The organism is Nonomuraea sp. NPDC049419, from assembly GCF_040676995.1.
Lineage (GTDB): Bacteria > Actinomycetota > Actinomycetes > Streptosporangiales > Streptosporangiaceae > Nonomuraea > Nonomuraea salmonea.
This window is the reverse complement of sequence record NZ_JBFAQB010000019.1, coordinates 109275-127518: the sequence shown is the minus strand read 5'-3', so window position 1 is coordinate 127518 and position 18244 is coordinate 109275. Positions and strand designations below refer to the sequence as shown.

Genomic DNA, 18244 nt, shown 5'->3' with positions numbered 1-18244 from the left:
GGTGTTATCTTGCCCAGGTGGCGCGCGTGGACCGGGACGGGGTTGCAGATGCTTTTCTGCGCGAGCCGCGCCGATACACCAGTCGTCAGGTCGCCGAGATGGCGGGCGTGCCGGTCTATCGTGCGCGGCGCTTCTGGCGTGCCCTGGGCTTCCCCAACGTGCCCGACGACGCGGTCGATTTCACCGACTCCGACGTCGAGGCGCTCAAGACGCTGCTCGGCATGGTCACCTCCGGCATCTACGACGAGGAGCACGTGCTGCTGACGGCCCGCGCGCTGGGCCAGGCCACGGCGCGGCTGGCCGAGTCGCAGGCCGAGCTGGGCGCCGAGGTGCTCGACCAGGCGGGGGTTCCGCTGGCCGAGCGGCCGCGCGCCTGGCGGCGGCGGGCCGAGCGGGTGGTGCCCGACCTCGCCAAGCTGCTCGTCTACGCCTGGCAGCGCCAGCTCGCCGCCGCGGCAGGGCGCCTCGCCGACCAGGACATGAGCGCCGTACGCCTGGCCGTCGGCTTCGCCGACCTGGTCGCCTTCACCCGGCTGAGCAGGCAGATCACCGCCGCCGAGCTGGCCAGGCTGATCGACAGGTTCGAGGGGCGCTCGGCCGACATCGTGACCTCGTCCGGCGGGCGGGTGGTCAAGACGCTGGGCGACTCCGTGCTGTTCATCTCCGACAAGGCGCACGTGGCGGCCGAGATCGCGCTGCGGCTGGTGGAGACGCACGCGCGCGGGCGTGACATGCCCGAGCTGCGGGTGGGGCTGGCCTCGGGGCCGGTCATCTGGCGCATGGGCGACGTGTTCGGCACCACCGTCAACCTGGCCAGCAGGCTGACCGCGCTGTCCCTGCCGGGCAGCGTCCTGGCGGACCCGCAGCTCGCCGAGGAGCTGGAGGGTGACCGGGCCTTCCGGCTGGTCGAGGTCAACCGGCTGTCGGTACGCGGGCTGGGCGAACTGGCCCCCTTCACCGTGCAGCGCGCGGAAACCCCCTAGGCCGGAAGGCAACCCGGCGGGGCGCACGATGCGTCAGTACCGGCGACCGGCAAGGGCGGCGGAAGGCGCGACGACGTGGCAGACAGGGCGCTGTTCGATGACTTCGTGGTGTCGCGGGCGGATCGGCTGTTACGCACCGCGTACCTCCTGACCCGGGACTGGGGCGTCGCGGAGGACCTGCTTCAGGAGTCGCTGGCCAAGGCGTGGTTCGCCTGGCCGGGCATCGAGGAGCCCGAGGCGTACGTGCGCCGGGTGCTGGTGACCACGTACACGTCCTGGTGGCGGCGGCGCTGGCGCAGGGAGCTGCCCAGCGACGACCTGCCGGACCGTCCGGTGCACGACGAGGGGCATCCCGGGCGCGAGGAGGTGTGGCGGGCGGTGGGCCGCCTGCCGGCCAGGCAGCGCGCGGTGATCGTGCTGCGCTTCTACGAGGACCTGCCGGTGAGCGAGGTGGCCACGCTGCTGGGCTGCCAGGAGGGCACAGTCAAGAGCCAGACCGCCAAGGCGCTGGCCAAGCTGCGCGTGGACGAGTCGATCGTGAGGGAGTCGCACCGATGAGCGTGGAAGAGCTGCGTGACGTCCTGCGGGAGCGGGCGGAGAGTCCGGCGCCGGCGAACCCGTACCGGCACGAGCAGGTCAGGGAGCGGGTGCGGCGGGTCAGGCGGCGGCGGAGCACGGCCACGGCGGCGCTCGCGGGGGCATCGGCGGTGGCGACGGTGCTGGCGACGGGCGCGATCACCGGCGCGGTCGGGGAAACGCCTCGGCCGGGCCCCCTGACCGGCACGGTCAGTCGCACGCCGGAGGTGGAGCTGCCCGCGTGGCGCACCTCGTCCGACGGCACCGCCTACCGTCGGCTGGCGGCCGGCACGGTCGATGCGCGAGGCGCGAAGACGACGCTCACGGTCCCGCGCACCGGCCGTCCGCTGGAGGCGGCGGTCCTGTGCGACGGCGATGACCCGGCGGGCGGCGAGCCCGCGACCGGCGCTGGTGGCGGGCGTGCCGTCGCCGAGCCTGAGGTGTTCGTGGACGGACGGCGGGTGGGGCCGCCGGCGTTCGGGTGCGCGGGCTTGGGGATGCGGTTGCGTCCTCTGGAGGTGCCCGCCGGGACCGGTCAGGTCGCGGTCACGTTCGACACGACGGGCGCCACGTGCGTGCTCAGGACGCCGGACGGGCCATGCAGGTCGGAGCGGCCCGGCGCGGCTCACTGGCGGGTGGCCGTCTACGAGTGGACGCCGCCCGCCCGCCCCGTCATCCCGAAGCCGGCCACCCTGCCCGCCCGGGTGGACGGCGCCAAGCGGGTCGCCCTGTCCACCGGCACGTGGCCGGGCGACGGGTCCTACGAGGCCACGGTGGTCGCCTCCGGCCGCTACACCCTGCAGCAGAACTGCTCGGGCGACCTGCGCGACCGCCTGTGGTTCAAGTACTGGATCGACGGCGTCGAGTCGCGCACCTCGGTCGGGTGCGGCACGCGGACGGGCGAGGCCGCCGCGTTCACGGTGCGGAAGGGGCAGCGGGTCGTGGTCAAGGTGCGGATGGGACTGTGGGGAGCGAGCACCAACCGGCCGGTGAACTGGGCGGTGGCGCTCTACCGGAGGTGAGGGCCTACCCTGGGGCCCCCGTACCGTGATCGGAAGGAGAGGGGCGGCCGATGGCAGGACGGATCGCGATGGACGGCGAGCGGCTCGGCGAGGAGGCGCTGCTGGGGATGGAGGCCCGCTATGGCCACTTCACCGCCATGCAGGTCGCCGGTCGCCGGGTGCGCGGTCTCGAGCTGCACGTCGAGCGGCTGGAGCGGGCCGGCGCCGAGCTGTTCGGCGCCGGGCCAGGCCGGGCGGTGGTGCTGGATTCGATCAGGGCGGCGCTGGGCGACGAGCGCGACGCGAGCGTCCGGGTCCATCACGTGGAGGTGGCGGGCCGGCCGCGGGTCATCGCTACCGCGGCCGCGCCGCATCCGCCGCTGCCGGGCCCGCTGCGCGTCACGACGGTCGTCTACCAGCGCTACCTGCCGCACATCAAGCAGGCGTCGGGCTTCCAGCAGCCGCACATCCTGCGTACGGCGAACCGCGCCGGCTTCGACGAGGCCCTGCTGACCACGCAGGACGGCCTGATCAGCGAGGGCGCGGTCACGAACCTGGGCGGCTACGCCGGCGGCCGGCTGGTGTGGCCCGACGCGCCGATGCTGCACGGCGTCACCATGCGACTGCTGGAACGCATGGAGGTGCCGCAGGAGCGCCGGCCGCTGCGGGTGCCCGACCTGGCGGAGTTCGACCTGGTGTTCCTCTGCAACTCGTGGGGGGTGATGCCGGTCGGCGAGGTGGACGGCACGAAGCTGCGCCGGGACCCGGAGCTGGAGTCGCGGCTGCTCGCCTGCTACGAGGGCGTTCCCGGCGACCCCGTGGATTGATCCGGCGCGCGAGGGCGTTGCACGAGGACATGACCGCGTACTCGATCCTCGACCGTTCGCTCGTCCGCCGGGGCGCCACGCCCGCCGAGGCGCTGCGCGAGACCGTGCGGTTCGCCCGGCAGGCCGAGGAGCTCGGCTACCACCGGTTCTGGGTGTCGGAGCACCACAGCGTGCCCGGCGTCGCGGGCTCGGCGCCGACCGTGCTGGCGGCGGCGGTGGCCGCGGCGACGTCGCGGATCCGGGTGGGCACCGGCGGCGTGATGCTGCCCAACCACCGGCCGCTGGTGGTGGCCGAGCAGTTCGGCGTGCTGGAGTCGCTGCATCCCGGCCGGATCGACATGGGGCTGGGGCGGTCCGTCGGGTTCACCGGCGGCATCCGCAAGGCGCTGGGGCACGGCAAGGACGACGCCGACCGGTTCGGCGAGCAGCTCGCCGAGTTGCTGGGCTTCTTCACCGGCGGGCAGCCCGCCTATCCGGGCGTGCACGCGCTGCCCGCGGAGGGGCTGCGGCCGCAGGTGTTCGTGCTGGCCATGGGGGCGGGCGCGGAGATCGCGGCCGAGCACGGGCTGCCCATGGTGATCGGGGCGGGCTCGCGCCTGCTGGACGCGGTCGCCCGCTACCGCGCCGGGTTCCGTCCTTCGGCGTGGGCGGATCGGCCGTACGTGATGGTGGCGGCGAACGTGGCGGTCGGCGCGAGCAAGGAGGAGGCGGCGCTGCTGCAGCTGCCCGAGGCGTGGGCGACGGCGCGCTCGCGCACCAGCGGGACGTTCCCGCCGCTGATCCCGGCCGAGGAGGTCGCGGCGATGGAGCTGGGCGAGCGGGAGCGCGCGTACCTGGAGCAGACGCTGAAGGGGCAGATCCACGGCACCGAGCGTGCGGTCGCGGTGGCGCTGGACTCGCTGGTGACGGCGAGCGGCGCGGACGAGGTGCTGGTGACGATGAACACCTACGATCTCGGCCGGCGACTCGACTCCTACCGGCGGCTCTCGGCGCTGTTCAGGGGTTAGGATCGCCCGAACATCGTTCTGCGCGACTGAAGGGTGCCCCCCGTATGACCCGGCAGCACACCATCGGTGACCTCCTGCGGCGCTCGGCCGCCCGCCACCCCGCGAAGACCGCGATCGTCTTCGGCGATCTGCGCCAGAGTTACGCCGACCTCGACCTCGTGGTGAACAGGACGGCCAACGCGCTGGCCGCGCGCGGGGTGGGCAAGGGCGACAGGTTCGCCGTGTTCAGCCACAACAACCACGCGTTCGTGGTGACGTACTTCGCGCTGGCGCGGCTGGGGGCGATCTCCGTGCCGGTCAACTTCATGCTGGGGGCCGAGGAGGTGGCGTACATCCTTGAGCATTCCGGGGCCACCGGGATGCTGGCCGAGGAGGCGCTGCTGCCGGTCGCGCAGGCGGCGGTGACCGAGCGGGTCGCCGTACGCGGGGTGATCGGCGACGGGCAGGACGGCTGGGAGCCGTTCAGCGCGTGGTCGGCGCACGACGACTCGTCGGAGCCCGAGGTGGAGATCGCCGACGACGACCCGATCCAGCTCATGTACACCAGCGGCACCGAGTCCCGCCCCAAGGGCGCCATGCTGTCGAGCAGGAGCCTCATCTCCCAGTACGTCACCTGCATGGTCGACGGCGAGATGAGTCACGACGACGTCGAGGTGCACGCCCTGCCCCTCTACCACTGCGCGCAGCTCCACTGCTTCCTGACGCCCGGCGTCTACCTGGGCGCCACCAACATCGTGCTGCCCGGCCCGAGCCCGGCGGTGATCCTCGCGACGATCGAGGGCGAGCGCGCGACGAAGCTGTTCTGCCCGCCCACGGTGTGGATCTCGCTGCTGCGCCACCCCGACTTCGACCGCCGTGACCTGTCGTCGCTGCGCAAGGGCTACTACGGCGCCTCGATCATGCCGGTCGAGGTGCTGAAGGAGATCGCCGCCCGGCTGCCGGACGTGCGGCTGTTCAACTTCTACGGCCAGACGGAGATGGCGCCGGTGGCGACCATCCTCGGCCCCGGCGAGCAGCTGACCCGGCTCGGCTCGGCCGGGCGGCCGGCGCTGAACGTCGAGACCAGGATCGTCGACGACCTCGACCAGCCGGTGCCGCCCGGCACGGTGGGCGAGATCGTGCACCGCAGCCCGCACGCCATGCTCGGCTACTGGAACGACCCGGACAAGACCGCCGAGGCGTTCCGCGGCGGCTGGTTCCACAGCGGCGACCTGGGCGTCATGGACGCCGACGGCTACCTGTCGGTGGTCGACAGGAAGAAGGACATGATCAAGTCGGGCGGCGAGAACGTCGCGAGCCGCGAGGTCGAGGAGGCCATCTACCAGCATCCGGCGGTGGCCGAGGCGGCGGTGTTCGGGGTGCGGGACGACAAGTGGATCGAGGCGGTGACGGCGGCGGTGGTGCTGCGGCAGGGCGCGGGGCTCACCGCCGACGAGCTGATCGCGTTCCTGCGGGGGCGGCTGGCGCCGTTCAAGACGCCGAAGCGGGTGGTGTTCGTGGACGCGCTGCCGAAGAACGCCTCGGGCAAGGTGCTCAAGCGGGAGCTGCGCGACTCCATGGGTTGACGCGCTCCCCCGGCCTGAAGGCCGGAACACCGCGGACAAACCCGGTAGCGGCCGCGGGCAGGCGTCGGCCGCGCGGTTGACGGGAATCTCCATCCGGCGACGACTTCACCTCAAGTCCCGGGACCGACGATGAGGGTCCCCGACCGAGAGAGGCCGCATGCCGAGCCTGCCCGACCGCCTGCACCGTACGTTCTTCCGCACCCTGTCCCTGCTCTCGCCCAAGGGACAGGGCCTGCTCCTGCGCCGCTACTTCGACTGGCGGCACCGGGCCCCCGACCCGTGGAAGCTGGCGAGCGACGGCTACGAGCAGCAGAAGTACCAGGTGACGCTCAAGCAGCTGCCGCCCCGGCCGTACCGGCGCATCATCGAGATCGGCTGCGCCGAGGGGGTGTTCACCGGCGCGCTGGCCGCGGCCTACCCCGACGCGGAGATCACCGGGGTGGACGTCTCCGAGCGGGCCCTGGTCCGCGCCAGAGCCCGCGTGCCGGAGAACGGGCGGGTGCGTTTCGTCCACGCCGACTTCCTCACCCACCGCTGCGAGCCCCGCCACGACCTGGTGTTCTGCTCGGAGACCCTCTACTACCTGGGCCGTCACGAACGGCTGCGCCGCGCCTCAGCGCAGCTCAGCGGCCTGCTGACGCCCGAGGGGGTGCTGGTGGCCGTGCATCCGTGGCCGGAGGCCGCCAGGCTGCACGGTTATCTCGACGCGCACGGCACGCTGACCAGGATCAGCGACGAGGTGTACGAGATCCCGCCGCGCCCGTTCGCCGTCACCGTCTGGTCGCCGCGAACCTAGCGCTTGCCCAGCAGGTCGGCGGCCAGCCGGCGCGCCACGCCCCGCTGGATCTTGCCGGTCGCCGTCTTGGGCAGCTCCTCCATCACCAGCACCTCGCGCGGCCGTTTGAACGAGGCCAGCCCGTCCCGGCAGAACCCGACCAGCTCGGCGGCGTCCACCGTGCGCCCCGGGGCGGGCACCACGCAGGCGACCGGCTTCTCCAGCCCCTCGCCGTCCACGTACGCCACCACCGCGCACTCCCCCACGGCCTCGTGCTGCAGCAGCCTGGCCTCGACCTCCATGGGCGAGACCCAGATGCCGCCCGCCTTGATCATGTCGTTGGAGCGGCCCAGGCAGCGGTAGGTCCCGTCGGGCTCGCGGACGTAGGTGTCGCCGGTGCGCAGCCACTCGCCCTGGAACACCTGCCGGGTGGTCGCCGTGCGGCACCAGTAGCCGGTGGCGATCGAGTCGCCGCGCACGTACAGGTGGCCGGGCTCGCCGTCGGCGACCGGGGCGCCGTGCTCGTCGAGCAGCCTGGCCTCGTAGCCGGGCACGACCGTTCCGGAGGTGCCGGGACGCACCTGGCCGGGCCGGTTGGAGATGAAGATGTGCAGCGCCTCGGTGGAGCCGAGCCCGTCGATGACCTCCACGCCGAAGCGGGCCAGGAAGCGGCGGTGGATCTCGGCGGGCAGCGCCTCGCCGGCCGAGACGCCGAGCCGGACCGATGCGAACGCGCCGCCGTCGTCGGGGGTGGCGAGCAGCGCGGAGTAGAACGTGGGGCCGGCGAAGAACAGCGTCGGCCGCTCGGCCCGCACCCGTTCGAGCACCCCTGCCGGGGTGGGGCGGGCCGGGTCGAGTATCGCGGTGGCGCCCGCGGCGAGCGGGAAGAACAGCGAGTTGCCGATCCCGTACGCGAAGAACAGCCGCGCCACCGACAGGCACCGGTCGTCGGCGCGGATGCCGAGCACCTGGCGGCCGTATGTCTCGTAGACGTCCCTGATCGCGCCGTGCCGGTGCATGGCGGCCTTGGGCGCGCCGGTGGTGCCGGAAGTGTAGAGCCACAGGGCGGGCGAGTCGCGCCAGGTGTCGTACGCGGGCCCGGCCGGCCGGCCCGACGCCGGCAGCTCGGCCCACGACCCGCCGGGCTCGGTCGTGATCAGCGTCTCGGCCTCGGGCGCGGTGGCCAGCGCCGCCCTGGCGACCGGCTCGTACTCGGGGGTCGCCACGACCACCCTGGCCCGCGCGTCACGGAGGAGCTCGCCCAGCTCGGCGGCGTGGTACATGGTGGACACCGGCACCGCGACCGCGCCCATCCGCATGACGGCGAGGATCGTGACCACGGTCTCCGGCCGGTCGGACATGACGAGCAGCACCCGCTCCTCCGGCCTGACGCCGAGACGGCGCAGCCCAGTGGCGAGGGCGGCGACCTGGGCGGCCAGCTCGGCGTAGGTGAGGGTGCCCGCCGGGCCCGTGACGGCGACGTGGCCGCCCCGGCCCGCCGCGACCTGGCGCTCGGTGAGATAGACGCTGGCGTTGAACGACTCGGCCGTCATGGGCGTCCCCATCCGCAGGCTGGCGATCGTGACTGAATCTTCTACACAGGAACGCGGCTCCGTCAATGTCGTGTAGCACGGCAGCGTCAGAGGTGCACGTACTCGTAGTCGAGCGGCCTGCCGTTGATGCCCGAGCGTGGCGGCGCCAGCCAGGCGGCGATCCTGCCGGGCTCGTAGACGGGCCTCATCAACGAGCGTACGTGCTCCTTGTCGGCCGGTGTGGGCAGCCACCGGTCGCGGTGCGCGGCCCACTCCGCCTCGTCCATCACCCGGCCGTCCGGCGCGAGGTGGTGCCCGGCGAACCCGCCCACCTTGCGGTTGAAGCCGACGTGCGGCAGGTGGAGCACGGGGTCCAGGCCGTGGCCGGTGAGGATGCGGTTCCAGCGGTTCAGGCCGGTCACGCAGTCGGCGACGTACTCGCCGCGCAGGTCCGCGTTGAGCGCCGTCAGCGCGGGCAGCCGCTCCTCCACCACCCGGCCGCCGGACACCCGCGGCACCGTCGCGTACGCGTCGGTGAGCAGGTGGTCGTCCTCACGCCGCTCCTCCTGCCAGCGGCCCTTGAGCCCGGCGGTGAAGTAGTTGGCCACGTTCGTCGAGGTCTCGCCGCCGAACAGGTCGAGGCTGACGCTGTAGTGGAAGTTGACGTACTTCTGGATCACGTCGAGCGGGATGCCGCCGTACGCCGCCACGTCGTCGGTGTCGTGCTCGCGCATGAGCTGCGCCGTGCGCTCCACCACCCGGTCCACGCCCGTCGTGCCCACGAACATGTGGTGGGCCTCCTCCTTCAGCATGAACTCGCAGGTCCTGCTGAGCGGGTCGAACGCCGACTCCTTGAGCGTGCCGAGCTGGTACTTGCCGTCGCGGTCGGTGAAGTAGGTGAACATGAAGAACGACAGCCAGTCGGGCGTCTCCTCGTTGAAGGCGCCGAGGATCCGCGGGGAGTCCTCGCTGCCGGAGTTGCGCATCAGCAGCGCCTCGGCCTCGTCGCGGCCCGCCCGGCCGAAGTAGGCGTGCAACAGGTAGACCATGGCCCACAGGTGGCGGCCCTCCTCCACGTTCACCTGGAAGAGGTTGCGCAGGTCGTACAGGGAGGGCGCGGTCAGGCCGAGCCTGCGCTGCTGCTCGACGCTGGCCGGCTCGGTGTCGCCCTGGATGACGATGAGGCGCTGCAACTCGGCCCGGTACTCGCCGGGCACCTGCTGCCAGACCGGCCGGCCCTTGTCCTGGCCGAAGGCGATGCGGCGGTCGGTGTCGCGCTCGGCCAGGAAGATGCCCCAGCGGTAGTCAGGCAGCGCGACGTGGTCGAAGTGCGCCCAGCCGGCCCGGCCGACGGCGACGGCGGTGCGCAGGTAGACGTCCTGGGTGGGCAGGGCGGGGCCCATCTCCGACCACCACTGCAGGAAGCGCGGCTGCCAGGACTCCAGGGCGCGGCGCAGCCTGCGGTCGCCGGCCAGGTCGACGTTGTTGGGGATGCGCTCGGAGTAGTCGATCGACATGTCGCTCTCCCGGCTTCAGGTTCGTTCGCGGTCGTAGACGGGGCGGCGGCCGGTGCCGTAGCGGCGCAGGGCGCCTTCGGGGCCGGAGGCGTTCGGGCGGGTGAAGATCCAGTTCTGCCAGGCGGCCAGCCTGCCGAAGATCTTGGTCTCCATGGTCTCGGGGCCCGCGAAGCGGTGGCTGGCCTCCATGCCGGTCAGCGCGTCGGGGCTGAGCGCGGCGCGCTCCTCCAGCGCCAGGCGTACCTCGTCGTCCCAGTCGAGGTCGTCCGGCGCGAACGTGACGAGCCCCAGCTCCAGCGCCTCGGCGGGGCCGATGCGGCGGCCCGACTCCTTCTCCAGCCGGGCCACCTTGGCGGGGTAGGCGAGGAAGCGGGAGGCCAGCCTGGACAGGCCGTTGGCCATCGGGTACGCGCCGAAGTTGGCGGGCGAGAGCCGCACGGCGGGAGGCTCGCCGGGGTCGTCGAGCATGTACTGGCGGTCGCAGGCCAGCGCCAGCTCCAGCAGCGGGCCCGCGAAGCAGCTGCCCGGCTCGATGAGCGCGATCAGGCTGCGGCTGGTGACGTCGAGGCGCTTGAGCGTGCGCTTGAGGTAGTGCCTGATCTCGCCGTACGGCCACGCGTCGTCCGCCGGTTCTGCGGCGAGCACCGCGTCGATGTCGCCTTCCGTCCTGATCACCCACGTGCCGCGGGCGGGCTCGTCGGTGCGCAGGCGCAGGATCAGATCGTCCAGCTCGCGGGTCATGCGCAGCAGCCAGCCCTCGTCGCCTTGCTCGGGGCCGCGCACGGTGATCGTCACCCGGTCCCCTTCCGGCTCCGCCGTGACCGTCCCGTACGCGTACCCGTCGGGGTCGAGCGGCGGCAGCGGCACCGGGGCGGCGTCGGCCGGGCGGGCGGAGCGGGCGGCGGCCTCCAGGGCGCGGCGGCGTACGGTCTCCTCGAACCTGCTGGGCGGCGCCACCTCGTCCACCAGCCCCCACGCCACCGCCGTCGCCCCGCGCACGCCCTCGCTGCGGGTGGCGAACACGTCGGCCAGGTCCTTGCGCACGCCCCGCTTGTCGGTCAGCCGGGTCAGCCCTCCGGTGCCGGGCAGCACGCCGAGCAGCGGCACCTCCGGCAGGGACACCGCGGTCGAGCCGTCGTCGACCAGGATGATCCGGTCGCAGGCCAGGGCCAGCTCGTATCCGCCGCCGGCCGCCGTGCCGTTGACGGCCGCCAGGTAGGTCTGTCCTGAGTGGAGGGTGGCGTCCTCGATGGCGTTGCGCGTCTCGTTGGTGAACTTGCAGAAGTTCACCTTCCAGGCGTGGGAGGACTGGGCGAGCATGCGGATGTTGGCGCCCGCGCAGAACACCCGGTCGAGGCCGCCCGTGAGGACGACCGCGCGCACCTCGGGGTGCTCGAAGCGCAGGCGCTGGACGGCGTCGTACAGCTCGATGTCCACGCCGAGGTCGTAGGAGTTGAGCTTGAGGTCATACCCCGGGACGAGCCCGCCGGCCTCGTCGACCGCCAGCACGATCCGGGCCAGCGGCGCGTCGATCTCGAGGCGGAGGTGACGGTAGCGGCCTGGGCCGGTGTCGAAGGACACCTGGGGCTGTCCTGTCATGCCTCAAGTTCAACAATCCCAGCGCTCTGCGTCAAGGTTCTGTAGAACGTCGCGCCGGTCGAGCGCCTGCACCCACTTCACCGCGACCGCCGCCACCTGGATCAACTCGCCGCGCAGCCGCTGCGGGCCGTGCTCGGCGAACCCGGCACCCCCGCGTCCCCGTCCTGCTGCCCCATGCGCCTCAGCCTGGTGCAGGCCCATGGGCAGGGGTCTATGGGCGGGGGGTCTATGGGCGGGGCGGGCGGAAGCCGGGGGTGTGGGGTGGGAGGGCGGTCAGGGCGTGGTCGCGGAAGGCGCGGGCGGCCGGGGTGAGGCGGTCGCCGGCCCGCCAGCTCATGCCGATCGTCCTGAACAGCGCGGGCGAGAGCGGGATCTCGGTGACGCCGCCCGCGGGCGGTTGCTCGGAGCGGGGCAGCACGGCGACGCCGAGCCCGGCCGCGACGAGCCCGCGCACGGTCTCCGACTCCTGCCCCTCGAACGCGATCCGCGGCTCGAACCCGGCCGCCGCGCACAGGTCGTCGGTGATCTGGCGCAGCCCGTAGCCGGGTTCGAGGGTCACCAGCTCCTCCCCCGCCAGCTCGGCGGCCCGCACCCGCCTGCGCGCGGCCAGGCGGTGCGCGGGCGGCACCGACAGCACCAGCTCCTGGTCGGCGATGGGACGGGTGAGGAGGTCGGGGTCGTCCAGCGGCATGGGGGCGACGAACACCAGGTCGATCTCGCCGTCGCGGAGCGCCCGCAGCATGTCCTGGCGGGAGCCCTGCGCCAGGCTGAAGCGCACGCCGGGGTTGCGCTCGCGGAAGGCGCCGATGAGCGAGGGCACGAGGGTGCGGCCGAGCAGGTGCAGGAAGCCGAGCACGATGCGGCCGGTGCCGGGGTCGATCTCCTCACGCACCTCGCGGGCGGCGGCGGTCACGGCGGTCAGCGCGCGGCTGGAGGCGGCGGCCAGGGTGCGGCCCGCGCGGGTGAGGCGGATGCCGCGGCCCGCCGGGAGCACGAGCGGGGCTCCGACCAGGTCGGCGAGCGCGGCCAGGCGGCGGCTGGCGGTGGGCTGCGGGATGCCGAGGAGCTCGGCGGCCCGGGTCACGTGGCCGGTCTCGCCGACGGCGGCGAGCAGCGCGAGCGTCGGGGCGAGGCGGGCGGCCAGCCGGTCATCCGATTCATACGTCACGGTATGAATTCTCGCCTATACCCGTATTAGACGTATCTATCGAGGTTGCCTAGCGTGCAGAGCGTGACGGTCCTTGAAGCTTCCCCCTCCGTGAACACCCGTCGGGTCAGTACGGCCGTCGCCGCGGCCGGCCTGTCCTCCTTCGCCCTGCTCTACTCGCCGCAGCCGGTGCTGCCGCAGCTGGCGGCGGCGTACGGGCTGGATCCCGGCAGCGCGTCGCTGGCGATCGGGGTGGCCACCGGGTCGCTCGCGGTCGCGGTGCTGCCGCTGGCCTGGCTGGCGGGGAAGGTCGGGCGGCGCCGGGTGATCCTGTGGTCGGTGCTGGTGCCCGCGCTGCTCGGCCTGCTGCTGCCGCTGGCGCCGTCGTTCCCCGTGCTGCTGGTGCTGCGGGCCGCTCAGGGGGTGGCGATCGCCGGGTTCGCCGGGGTCGCGGCGGCGTACCTGGCCGACCAGCTCGGCACGGGACGGCTCGCCGGGGCCGTGGGCGCGATGATCGCGGGCAACTCGGTGGGCGGCATGCTGGGCCGGCTCGGCGCCGGGTTCGCGGCCGGGCCGCTGGGCTGGCAGGGGTCCCAGTTCGCCGTCGCGGCCGTGGCCCTGGTGTGCGCGCTCTTCGCCGCCGTCACCCTGCCCGCCGCCGCCCGTCCCTCCCCCGCCGCCGCTCCTCCCGGCCGGGTGCCGGGGCGTACCTGGGTGGTGCTGGGGGTGCCGGTGGCGGTGGGTGCGCTGGGGATGGGGGCGTTCGTGGCCGTCTACAACGCGGCGGGCTTCCGGCTCTCCGCCCCGCCGCTGTCGCTCAGCCCGGCCGCCGCGTCGCTGGTGTTCCTGTCGTACGCGATGGGCACGATGTCCTCGGCCGCCGCCGGGCGGCTCGCGTCCCGGCTGGGCCGCACACCCGCGCTGGTGACGGCGCTGGCCGTGACGATCGCGGGATCGGCGCTGACCGCTCACTCGTCCCTGATCGTGATCGCCCTCGGCTTCGCCGTCCTGACCGGCGGCTTCTTCGCCGCCCACGCCATCGCGAACGCCTGGGTCACCTCCGAGGCGCCCCCGCACGCCCGCGGGCGCGCCGCCGGGGTCTACACGCTCTGCTACTACCTGGGCAGCGGCGCGGGCGGCACGACGGGCGCCGTCGTGTACGGCCACGCGGGCTGGCCCTGGCTGATCGCCCTGACGTCGGCCTGGCTCCTCCTGGCCGCGTCGGCCGTCCTCGCCACGCTTCGCCTCCGGTGAGCGGCGGCCGCCCGGCCGCCGCCTGACGCCGGGCGGCCGTCCCCGGCGGTCGCGGCACGGGCCTCACCTCGCGAGTGAGCGGGCGAGGGCGTCGCCGAGCCAGGTGAGGGTGGTGCCGATGGGGGCGCGCTCGCCGGCGACCTCGCCGACCAGGCGCCAGTAGCGGCGTACGCGGGGGTCGTGGTCGCCGGCCACGATGTCCAGAAGCTCGCGGCGGAAGCCCGGGGTGTCGGAGCGGCGCCGCACGGCGGCATGGGCGGTCACGAAGCGGTCCAGCTCGGGGCCGGGAGCGGGGGGCTCGCCGGCGGCCACGAGCGGCTCGGCCAGGGCGACGGCCGCACCGACTCCCCGCATCAGCTCGTTCTCGTCGGTGATGGCGCGGGCGTTCTCCTTCGCCTTGGCGCGCAGGCCGCGGGTCAGTGACCGGTCGCCGGTCAGGGCGACCAGCTCGGCGTACGCGACGACCTGCGGCGGCGTCGGGTCGGGCGGCGGCGGAGGCGCGGCCATGGACAGGAACGAGCCGAACAGCTCGTCGGAGACCGGCAGCACCATCTGCAGCCGCCAGAACGCGACCAGCCGCTCGCGGGCGGCCTGCGCGTCCTCGACGGCGGCGAGCAGCGCGAGCCGCCCGGCCCGCTCGGCGGCCCCCGCCTCCTCGACCGCCCGCAGCCGGGCCCGCCGCCAGGCCAGCTCCCGCAGCTGGACGTCGAGCGCGGCGCGTTCCGCCGCCACCGCCCGCGCCACGGAGGTCTCGCCTTCGAGCACCGAGGCGATGGCGTTCAGCCCGAGCCCCAGCCCGCGCAGCCGTCTGACCAGGACGAGCCGCTCGACGGCCGCCCGGTCGAACCTGCGGTGGCCGCCCGTGCTGCGCACGGACGCGATGACGCCCTCATCGCAGTAGAAGCGGATGGTCCGCACGGGCACGCCGGTGAGCCTGGCGAGATCGCCGATGCCGAGCGTCTCGTCCGCTAAAGGCACTTGAACCTCCACCTGACTGGAGTTCTTACGCTACCTGCGCCATCGACGGACGAACGCGAGGAGTGAGGGTGATGACGACGCTGGACCAGGACCGGCTGGCGGAGGGGCTGCGGGAGCAGAGCGCGGCGTTCGGCCGGGCCGTGGCACACGGCGATCCTGAGGCGAAGGTGCCGACCTGCCCGGAGTGGCAGCTGCGCGTCCTGACCGGGCACGCCGGCCAGGTCACCCGGTGGGCGGCGGGGCTGGTCCGCGCGGCGGGCACGCCGCTGCCCGTGCCCGACCCGCTCGACGCCCTGCCGGGCGCCCCGGAGGACTGGGCGTCATGGCTGCGTGACGGCGCCGAGGACCTGATCACCGCCGTACGGACGGCGGTCCCTGACACCCCCGTCTGGTCCTTCAACGGGCCGGTGCCGCCGGCGTTCTGGCTGCGCCGGATGCTGTGCGATACCGCCGTCCACCACTACGACGCGGCGGCCACCACCGGCGCGCCCTACACGATCGCCGCCGACCTGGCGGCCGACGTGATCACCGAGGGGATTCAGCTCATCACCGCACCGCAGTCACAGGCGTTCAAGCCCGAGCTGGTCGCGCTGCGCGGGCTGGGCGAGCGGCTGGCCGTGCGCCCTGACGGCATGACCGGCTGGCTCATCACCAGAACGCCGGAGGGGCCCATATGGGAGCGCTCCGACGCCGACGCCGACGTCGTGCTGTCGGGCCCCGTGGCCGAGTGCATGCTGGTGCTGGCCAGGCGCGTGCCGCCCGCCCGGGTGCACGGCGACCGGGCGCTGCTGCGGCACTGGCTGGATCACACCGTGTTCTGAGTGCGGTCAGAGCTCGACGTGGGTGTCGGGGTCGCCGCCGATGCGGCCGCCCGGCAGGGCGTCGAGCCTGGCCATCTCGTCAGGGGTCAGGCTGAAGTCGAAGACCTCGAAGTTCTGCCGCATGCGGTCGGTGTCGGCCGACTTGGGGATGGGCACGGCGCCGAGCTGGAGGTGCCAGCGCAGCACCACCTGGGCGGGCGTACGGCCGTGCGCGGTGGCCAGCTCGGTGACCACCGGGTCCTCGAGCAGCTTGTGCCCGAGGCCGAGCGGGCTCCACGACTCGGTGACGATGCCGTGGTCGGCGTGCCAGGCGCGCAGCCCGGTCTGGGTGAAGCCGGGGTGCAGCTCGATCTGGTTGAGCACCGGCCAGGCGCCGGTCTCGCCGGCGATCCGCTCGATCTGCGCGGGCGTGAAGTTGGACACGCCGATCGAGCGGGCCAGGCCCTCCTCGCGCAGGCGGACGAAGGCGCGCCAGGTGTCGGCGTACAGGTCGCGGTCGGGCAGCGGCCAGTGGATCAGGTAGAGGTCGACGTAGTCGAGGCCGAGCCGGTCCAGGCTGGCCTCGCAGCCGCGCAGCGCCGCGTCGTAGCCGTGGTCGGCGCCGCGCAGCTTGGTGGTGACGAACACGTCCTCGCGGGGCACGGCCGCCTCGTTCACGGCGGCGCCGACGCCGCGCTCGTTGCCGTAGGCGGCGGCGGTGTCGACCAGCCGGTAGCCCAGCGAGAGCGCGTGCGTCACGGCCTGGCGGGCCTCCTCGTCGTCCATGGGCCAGGTGCCGAGGCCGAGTCGCGGCATGGGACGTCCGTCAGCGAGCATGACAGTCATGGCGGTGTCCCTTCCCCAGGGCCGGGCCGGCCAATCAGCCCTCCAGATAGCGCAGGATCGCCAGCACGCGGCGGCTGTAGCCCGGGTCGCGGGGCAGGTCGAGCTTGTCGGTGATGGCGTTGACGTGCTTCTCCACCGTGCTGAGCGAGACGTGCAGGCGTTCGGCGACGGCGGCGTTGACGAAGCCCTGGGCGAGCAGCCGCAGCACCTCGGTCTCGCGCGGGCTGAGCGTGCTCAGCGGGTCGGTACGGGTGGCGCGGGCCATCAGGCGGCGCACCACCTCGGGGTCGAGCACGGTGCCGCCGGCGCGGACGCGTTCGAGTGAGCCGAGGAACTCGGCCACCTCCGACACCCGGTCCTTCAGCAGGTAGCCGAGCCCTTCTGTGGCGCCGGCCAGGAGGCGGGCGGCGTAGTGCTGCTCGACGTACTGGGACAGGACGAGCACGCCGACGTCCGGGAGGCGTTCGCGGATCTCCAGGGCCGCGCGCAGGCCGTCGTCCTTGTGCCCCGGCGGCATGCGGACGTCGATGACCGCCACGTCGGGCCGGTGGCGCTCGGCCGCGTCGAGCAGCGCGGGCGCGTCGCCGACGGCGGCCACCACCTCGTGGCCCGCCTCGGCGAGCAGCCGGGTCAGGCCCTCGCGCAGCAGCACGGAGTCGTCGGCGAGTATCAGCCGCACGGCGGCGCCTTGGGCAGGGTGGCGGTGACGCGGGTGGGGCCGCCGGGCGGGCTGTCGACGGTGAACGTGCCGTCAAGGGCCAGGATCCGCCGGGCCAGCCCGGACAGCCCGCCGCCCGAGGGGTCGGCGCCGCCCCCGCCGTCGTCGGAGATCGCCACGCTCACCGCCTGCTCGTCCTCGTCCAGGACCACCAGGATGTCACGGGCGGCGGCGTGCTTGACGGCGTTGGTGATCGCCTCGCGGGCCACGAAGTACAGGGCGGTCTCGATGCGGGTGGCGGGGCGGCCGGACAGCCCGTAGTGGACGGTGACCGGCACGCCGGCCCGCTCGGCGGCGCCTTCGAGCGCGGCGCGCAGGCCCAGCTCGTCCAGTGCGGTCGGGTAGACGCGCCAGGCGACGCTGCGCAGCTCGTCGAGGAGGCGGCGCGACTCGGCGTAGGCCTGTTCGACCAGCTCGGCCGTGCGCTCGTGGCCGGGGGCGTGCCGGGCGCGGCCGAGCAGCATGGCGAGGGAGACGCCGCGCTGCTGGACGCCGTCGTGCAGGTCGCGCTCGATCCTGCGGCGCTCGTCGTCCACCGCCTCGACGATGCCGGAGCGGGTGGCGGTCAGCTCGGCGATGCGGGCCCGCATCCGCTCCTGGGCGCTCGGGCCCAGGAAGTACGTGGCCAGCCGCCGTTCGAGCGCGGCCACGCCCAGGATCAGCAGGGCGGACACCGCCAGCAGCACCACCCCGCTGCTCACGCCGAGCATCCCGCTGTCGGTGACCAGGCGGACGCCGGGCAGCTCCAGCGGCACCGGGTCGGACTCGCCCCTGATCAGGGTCCAGGCGCCGCCGCCCAGCAGCAGGCCGGTCAGGAACAGCGCGGACGCGGCGGCGTACCCGCCGACCAGGCCAAGGACGGCGCGAGCGGTCAGGAACGCCGCCCCGCCCGCGCGCGGCGGCGCGGTCTCGTGCCCGAGCCACCGGGACAGGCGTCCGCGTTCGACCGCGACCAGCCGCGCCACCCCGCGCGCCGCGGCGGGCCGCAGCGCGGGCACGAGCCGGGCCGGGACGGCGAGCGCGAGGACGGCCAGCTCGGCCGCCCCGAGCGGGACCCCCATGAGAACCCCGGCGAACGCCCGCGCGATCCGGCTGCCTGACACGGCCGTGAAGTCTATG

18 protein-coding genes are annotated in these 18244 nt (G+C 73.9%); 9 read left to right on the top strand and 9 right to left on the bottom strand.

The window, feature by feature from the left end:
- The first annotated feature begins 17 nt into the window (after nucleotides 1-17).
- From AB0K12_RS38330 to AB0K12_RS38300, 7 genes are all read left to right on the top strand, one after another.
- Nucleotides 18-983 carry an adenylate/guanylate cyclase domain-containing protein gene (locus tag AB0K12_RS38330; RefSeq protein WP_364572327.1) on the top strand — a complete coding sequence of 322 codons (966 nt, stop codon included), beginning with the start codon at nucleotides 18-20 and terminating at the stop codon, nucleotides 981-983.
- Between the two features lie 75 nt (nucleotides 984-1058).
- Nucleotides 1059-1541, top strand: a complete 483-nt coding sequence (locus AB0K12_RS38325) for a SigE family RNA polymerase sigma factor (RefSeq protein WP_364572325.1) — start codon at nucleotides 1059-1061, stop codon at nucleotides 1539-1541.
- Nucleotides 1538-2581: a hypothetical protein gene (locus AB0K12_RS38320; protein WP_364572323.1), complete on the top strand. Its 1044-nt coding sequence runs from the start codon at nucleotides 1538-1540 to the stop codon at nucleotides 2579-2581. Before AB0K12_RS38325 ends, AB0K12_RS38320 begins: the two co-directional genes overlap by 4 nt.
- Nucleotides 2582-2631: 50 nt before the next feature.
- The gene (locus tag AB0K12_RS38315) at nucleotides 2632-3387 is read left to right on the top strand and encodes an aminotransferase class IV (protein ID WP_364572321.1); all 756 of its coding nucleotides are present in this window, start codon (nucleotides 2632-2634) and stop codon (nucleotides 3385-3387) included.
- Between the two features lie 29 nt (nucleotides 3388-3416).
- Complete coding sequence (locus AB0K12_RS38310) at nucleotides 3417-4394, top strand: LLM class flavin-dependent oxidoreductase (RefSeq protein WP_364572318.1); 978 nt, start codon at nucleotides 3417-3419, stop codon at nucleotides 4392-4394.
- A gap of 44 nt (nucleotides 4395-4438) precedes the next feature.
- Nucleotides 4439-5959 (top strand): acyl-CoA synthetase, encoded by a 1521-nt coding sequence (locus AB0K12_RS38305; protein ID WP_364572316.1) that lies wholly within the window; start codon nucleotides 4439-4441, stop codon nucleotides 5957-5959.
- A 157-nt stretch (nucleotides 5960-6116) separates the two neighbouring features.
- Complete coding sequence (locus AB0K12_RS38300; protein WP_364572314.1) at nucleotides 6117-6755, top strand: SAM-dependent methyltransferase; 639 nt, start codon at nucleotides 6117-6119, stop codon at nucleotides 6753-6755.
- Here AB0K12_RS38300 and AB0K12_RS38295 read toward each other — a convergent pair.
- From AB0K12_RS38295 to AB0K12_RS38275, 5 genes are all read right to left on the bottom strand, one after another.
- Nucleotides 6752-8287 (bottom strand): benzoate-CoA ligase family protein, encoded by a 1536-nt coding sequence (locus AB0K12_RS38295; protein WP_364572312.1) that lies wholly within the window; start codon nucleotides 8285-8287, stop codon nucleotides 6752-6754. The two genes, AB0K12_RS38300 and AB0K12_RS38295, sit on opposite strands and share 4 nt — an antisense overlap.
- An 86-nt stretch (nucleotides 8288-8373) precedes the next feature.
- The gene (gene boxB / locus AB0K12_RS38290; protein ID WP_364572310.1) at nucleotides 8374-9783 is read right to left on the bottom strand and encodes a benzoyl-CoA 2,3-epoxidase subunit BoxB; all 1410 of its coding nucleotides are present in this window, start codon (nucleotides 9781-9783) and stop codon (nucleotides 8374-8376) included.
- A gap of 15 nt (nucleotides 9784-9798) precedes the next feature.
- Nucleotides 9799-11382, bottom strand: a complete 1584-nt coding sequence (boxC, locus tag AB0K12_RS38285) for a 2,3-epoxybenzoyl-CoA dihydrolase (RefSeq protein ID WP_364572308.1) — start codon at nucleotides 11380-11382, stop codon at nucleotides 9799-9801.
- A 9-nt stretch (nucleotides 11383-11391) separates the two neighbouring features.
- Nucleotides 11392-11583: a hypothetical protein gene (locus AB0K12_RS38280; RefSeq protein WP_364572305.1), complete on the bottom strand. Its 192-nt coding sequence runs from the start codon at nucleotides 11581-11583 to the stop codon at nucleotides 11392-11394.
- Nucleotides 11584-11608: 25 nt separating this feature from the next.
- Nucleotides 11609-12550: a LysR substrate-binding domain-containing protein gene (locus AB0K12_RS38275; RefSeq protein ID WP_364572303.1), complete on the bottom strand. Its 942-nt coding sequence runs from the start codon at nucleotides 12548-12550 to the stop codon at nucleotides 11609-11611.
- A 90-nt stretch (nucleotides 12551-12640) separates the two neighbouring features.
- On the opposite strand from AB0K12_RS38275, the gene AB0K12_RS38270 reads away from it, so the two are divergent.
- A complete protein-coding gene (locus AB0K12_RS38270; RefSeq protein WP_364572301.1) occupies nucleotides 12641-13783 on the top strand; it encodes an MFS transporter in 1143 nt (380 codons plus the stop codon).
- Between the two features lie 63 nt (nucleotides 13784-13846).
- On the opposite strand, the gene AB0K12_RS38265 is transcribed toward AB0K12_RS38270, so the two are convergent.
- Complete coding sequence (locus AB0K12_RS38265) at nucleotides 13847-14761, bottom strand: MerR family transcriptional regulator (RefSeq protein ID WP_364572298.1); 915 nt, start codon at nucleotides 14759-14761, stop codon at nucleotides 13847-13849.
- Between the two features lie 71 nt (nucleotides 14762-14832).
- Here AB0K12_RS38265 and AB0K12_RS38260 point away from each other — a divergent pair, with 71 nt between their 5' ends.
- Nucleotides 14833-15582, top strand: coding sequence for a maleylpyruvate isomerase family mycothiol-dependent enzyme (locus AB0K12_RS38260; protein WP_364572296.1), 750 nt, complete (start codon nucleotides 14833-14835; stop codon nucleotides 15580-15582).
- A gap of 6 nt (nucleotides 15583-15588) precedes the next feature.
- Here AB0K12_RS38260 and AB0K12_RS38255 read toward each other — a convergent pair whose 3' ends face one another.
- From AB0K12_RS38255 to AB0K12_RS38245, 3 genes are all read right to left on the bottom strand, one after another.
- The gene (locus tag AB0K12_RS38255) at nucleotides 15589-16377 is read right to left on the bottom strand and encodes an aldo/keto reductase (protein ID WP_364572294.1); all 789 of its coding nucleotides are present in this window, start codon (nucleotides 16375-16377) and stop codon (nucleotides 15589-15591) included.
- A gap of 64 nt (nucleotides 16378-16441) precedes the next feature.
- Nucleotides 16442-17086, bottom strand: a complete 645-nt coding sequence (locus AB0K12_RS38250) for a response regulator transcription factor (protein WP_364572292.1) — start codon at nucleotides 17084-17086, stop codon at nucleotides 16442-16444.
- Nucleotides 17077-18228, bottom strand: coding sequence for a histidine kinase (locus AB0K12_RS38245; RefSeq protein ID WP_364572290.1), 1152 nt, complete (start codon nucleotides 18226-18228; stop codon nucleotides 17077-17079). The genes AB0K12_RS38250 and AB0K12_RS38245 overlap by 10 nt, the downstream gene beginning before the upstream one ends.
- Nucleotides 18229-18244: the final 16 nt, after the last annotated feature.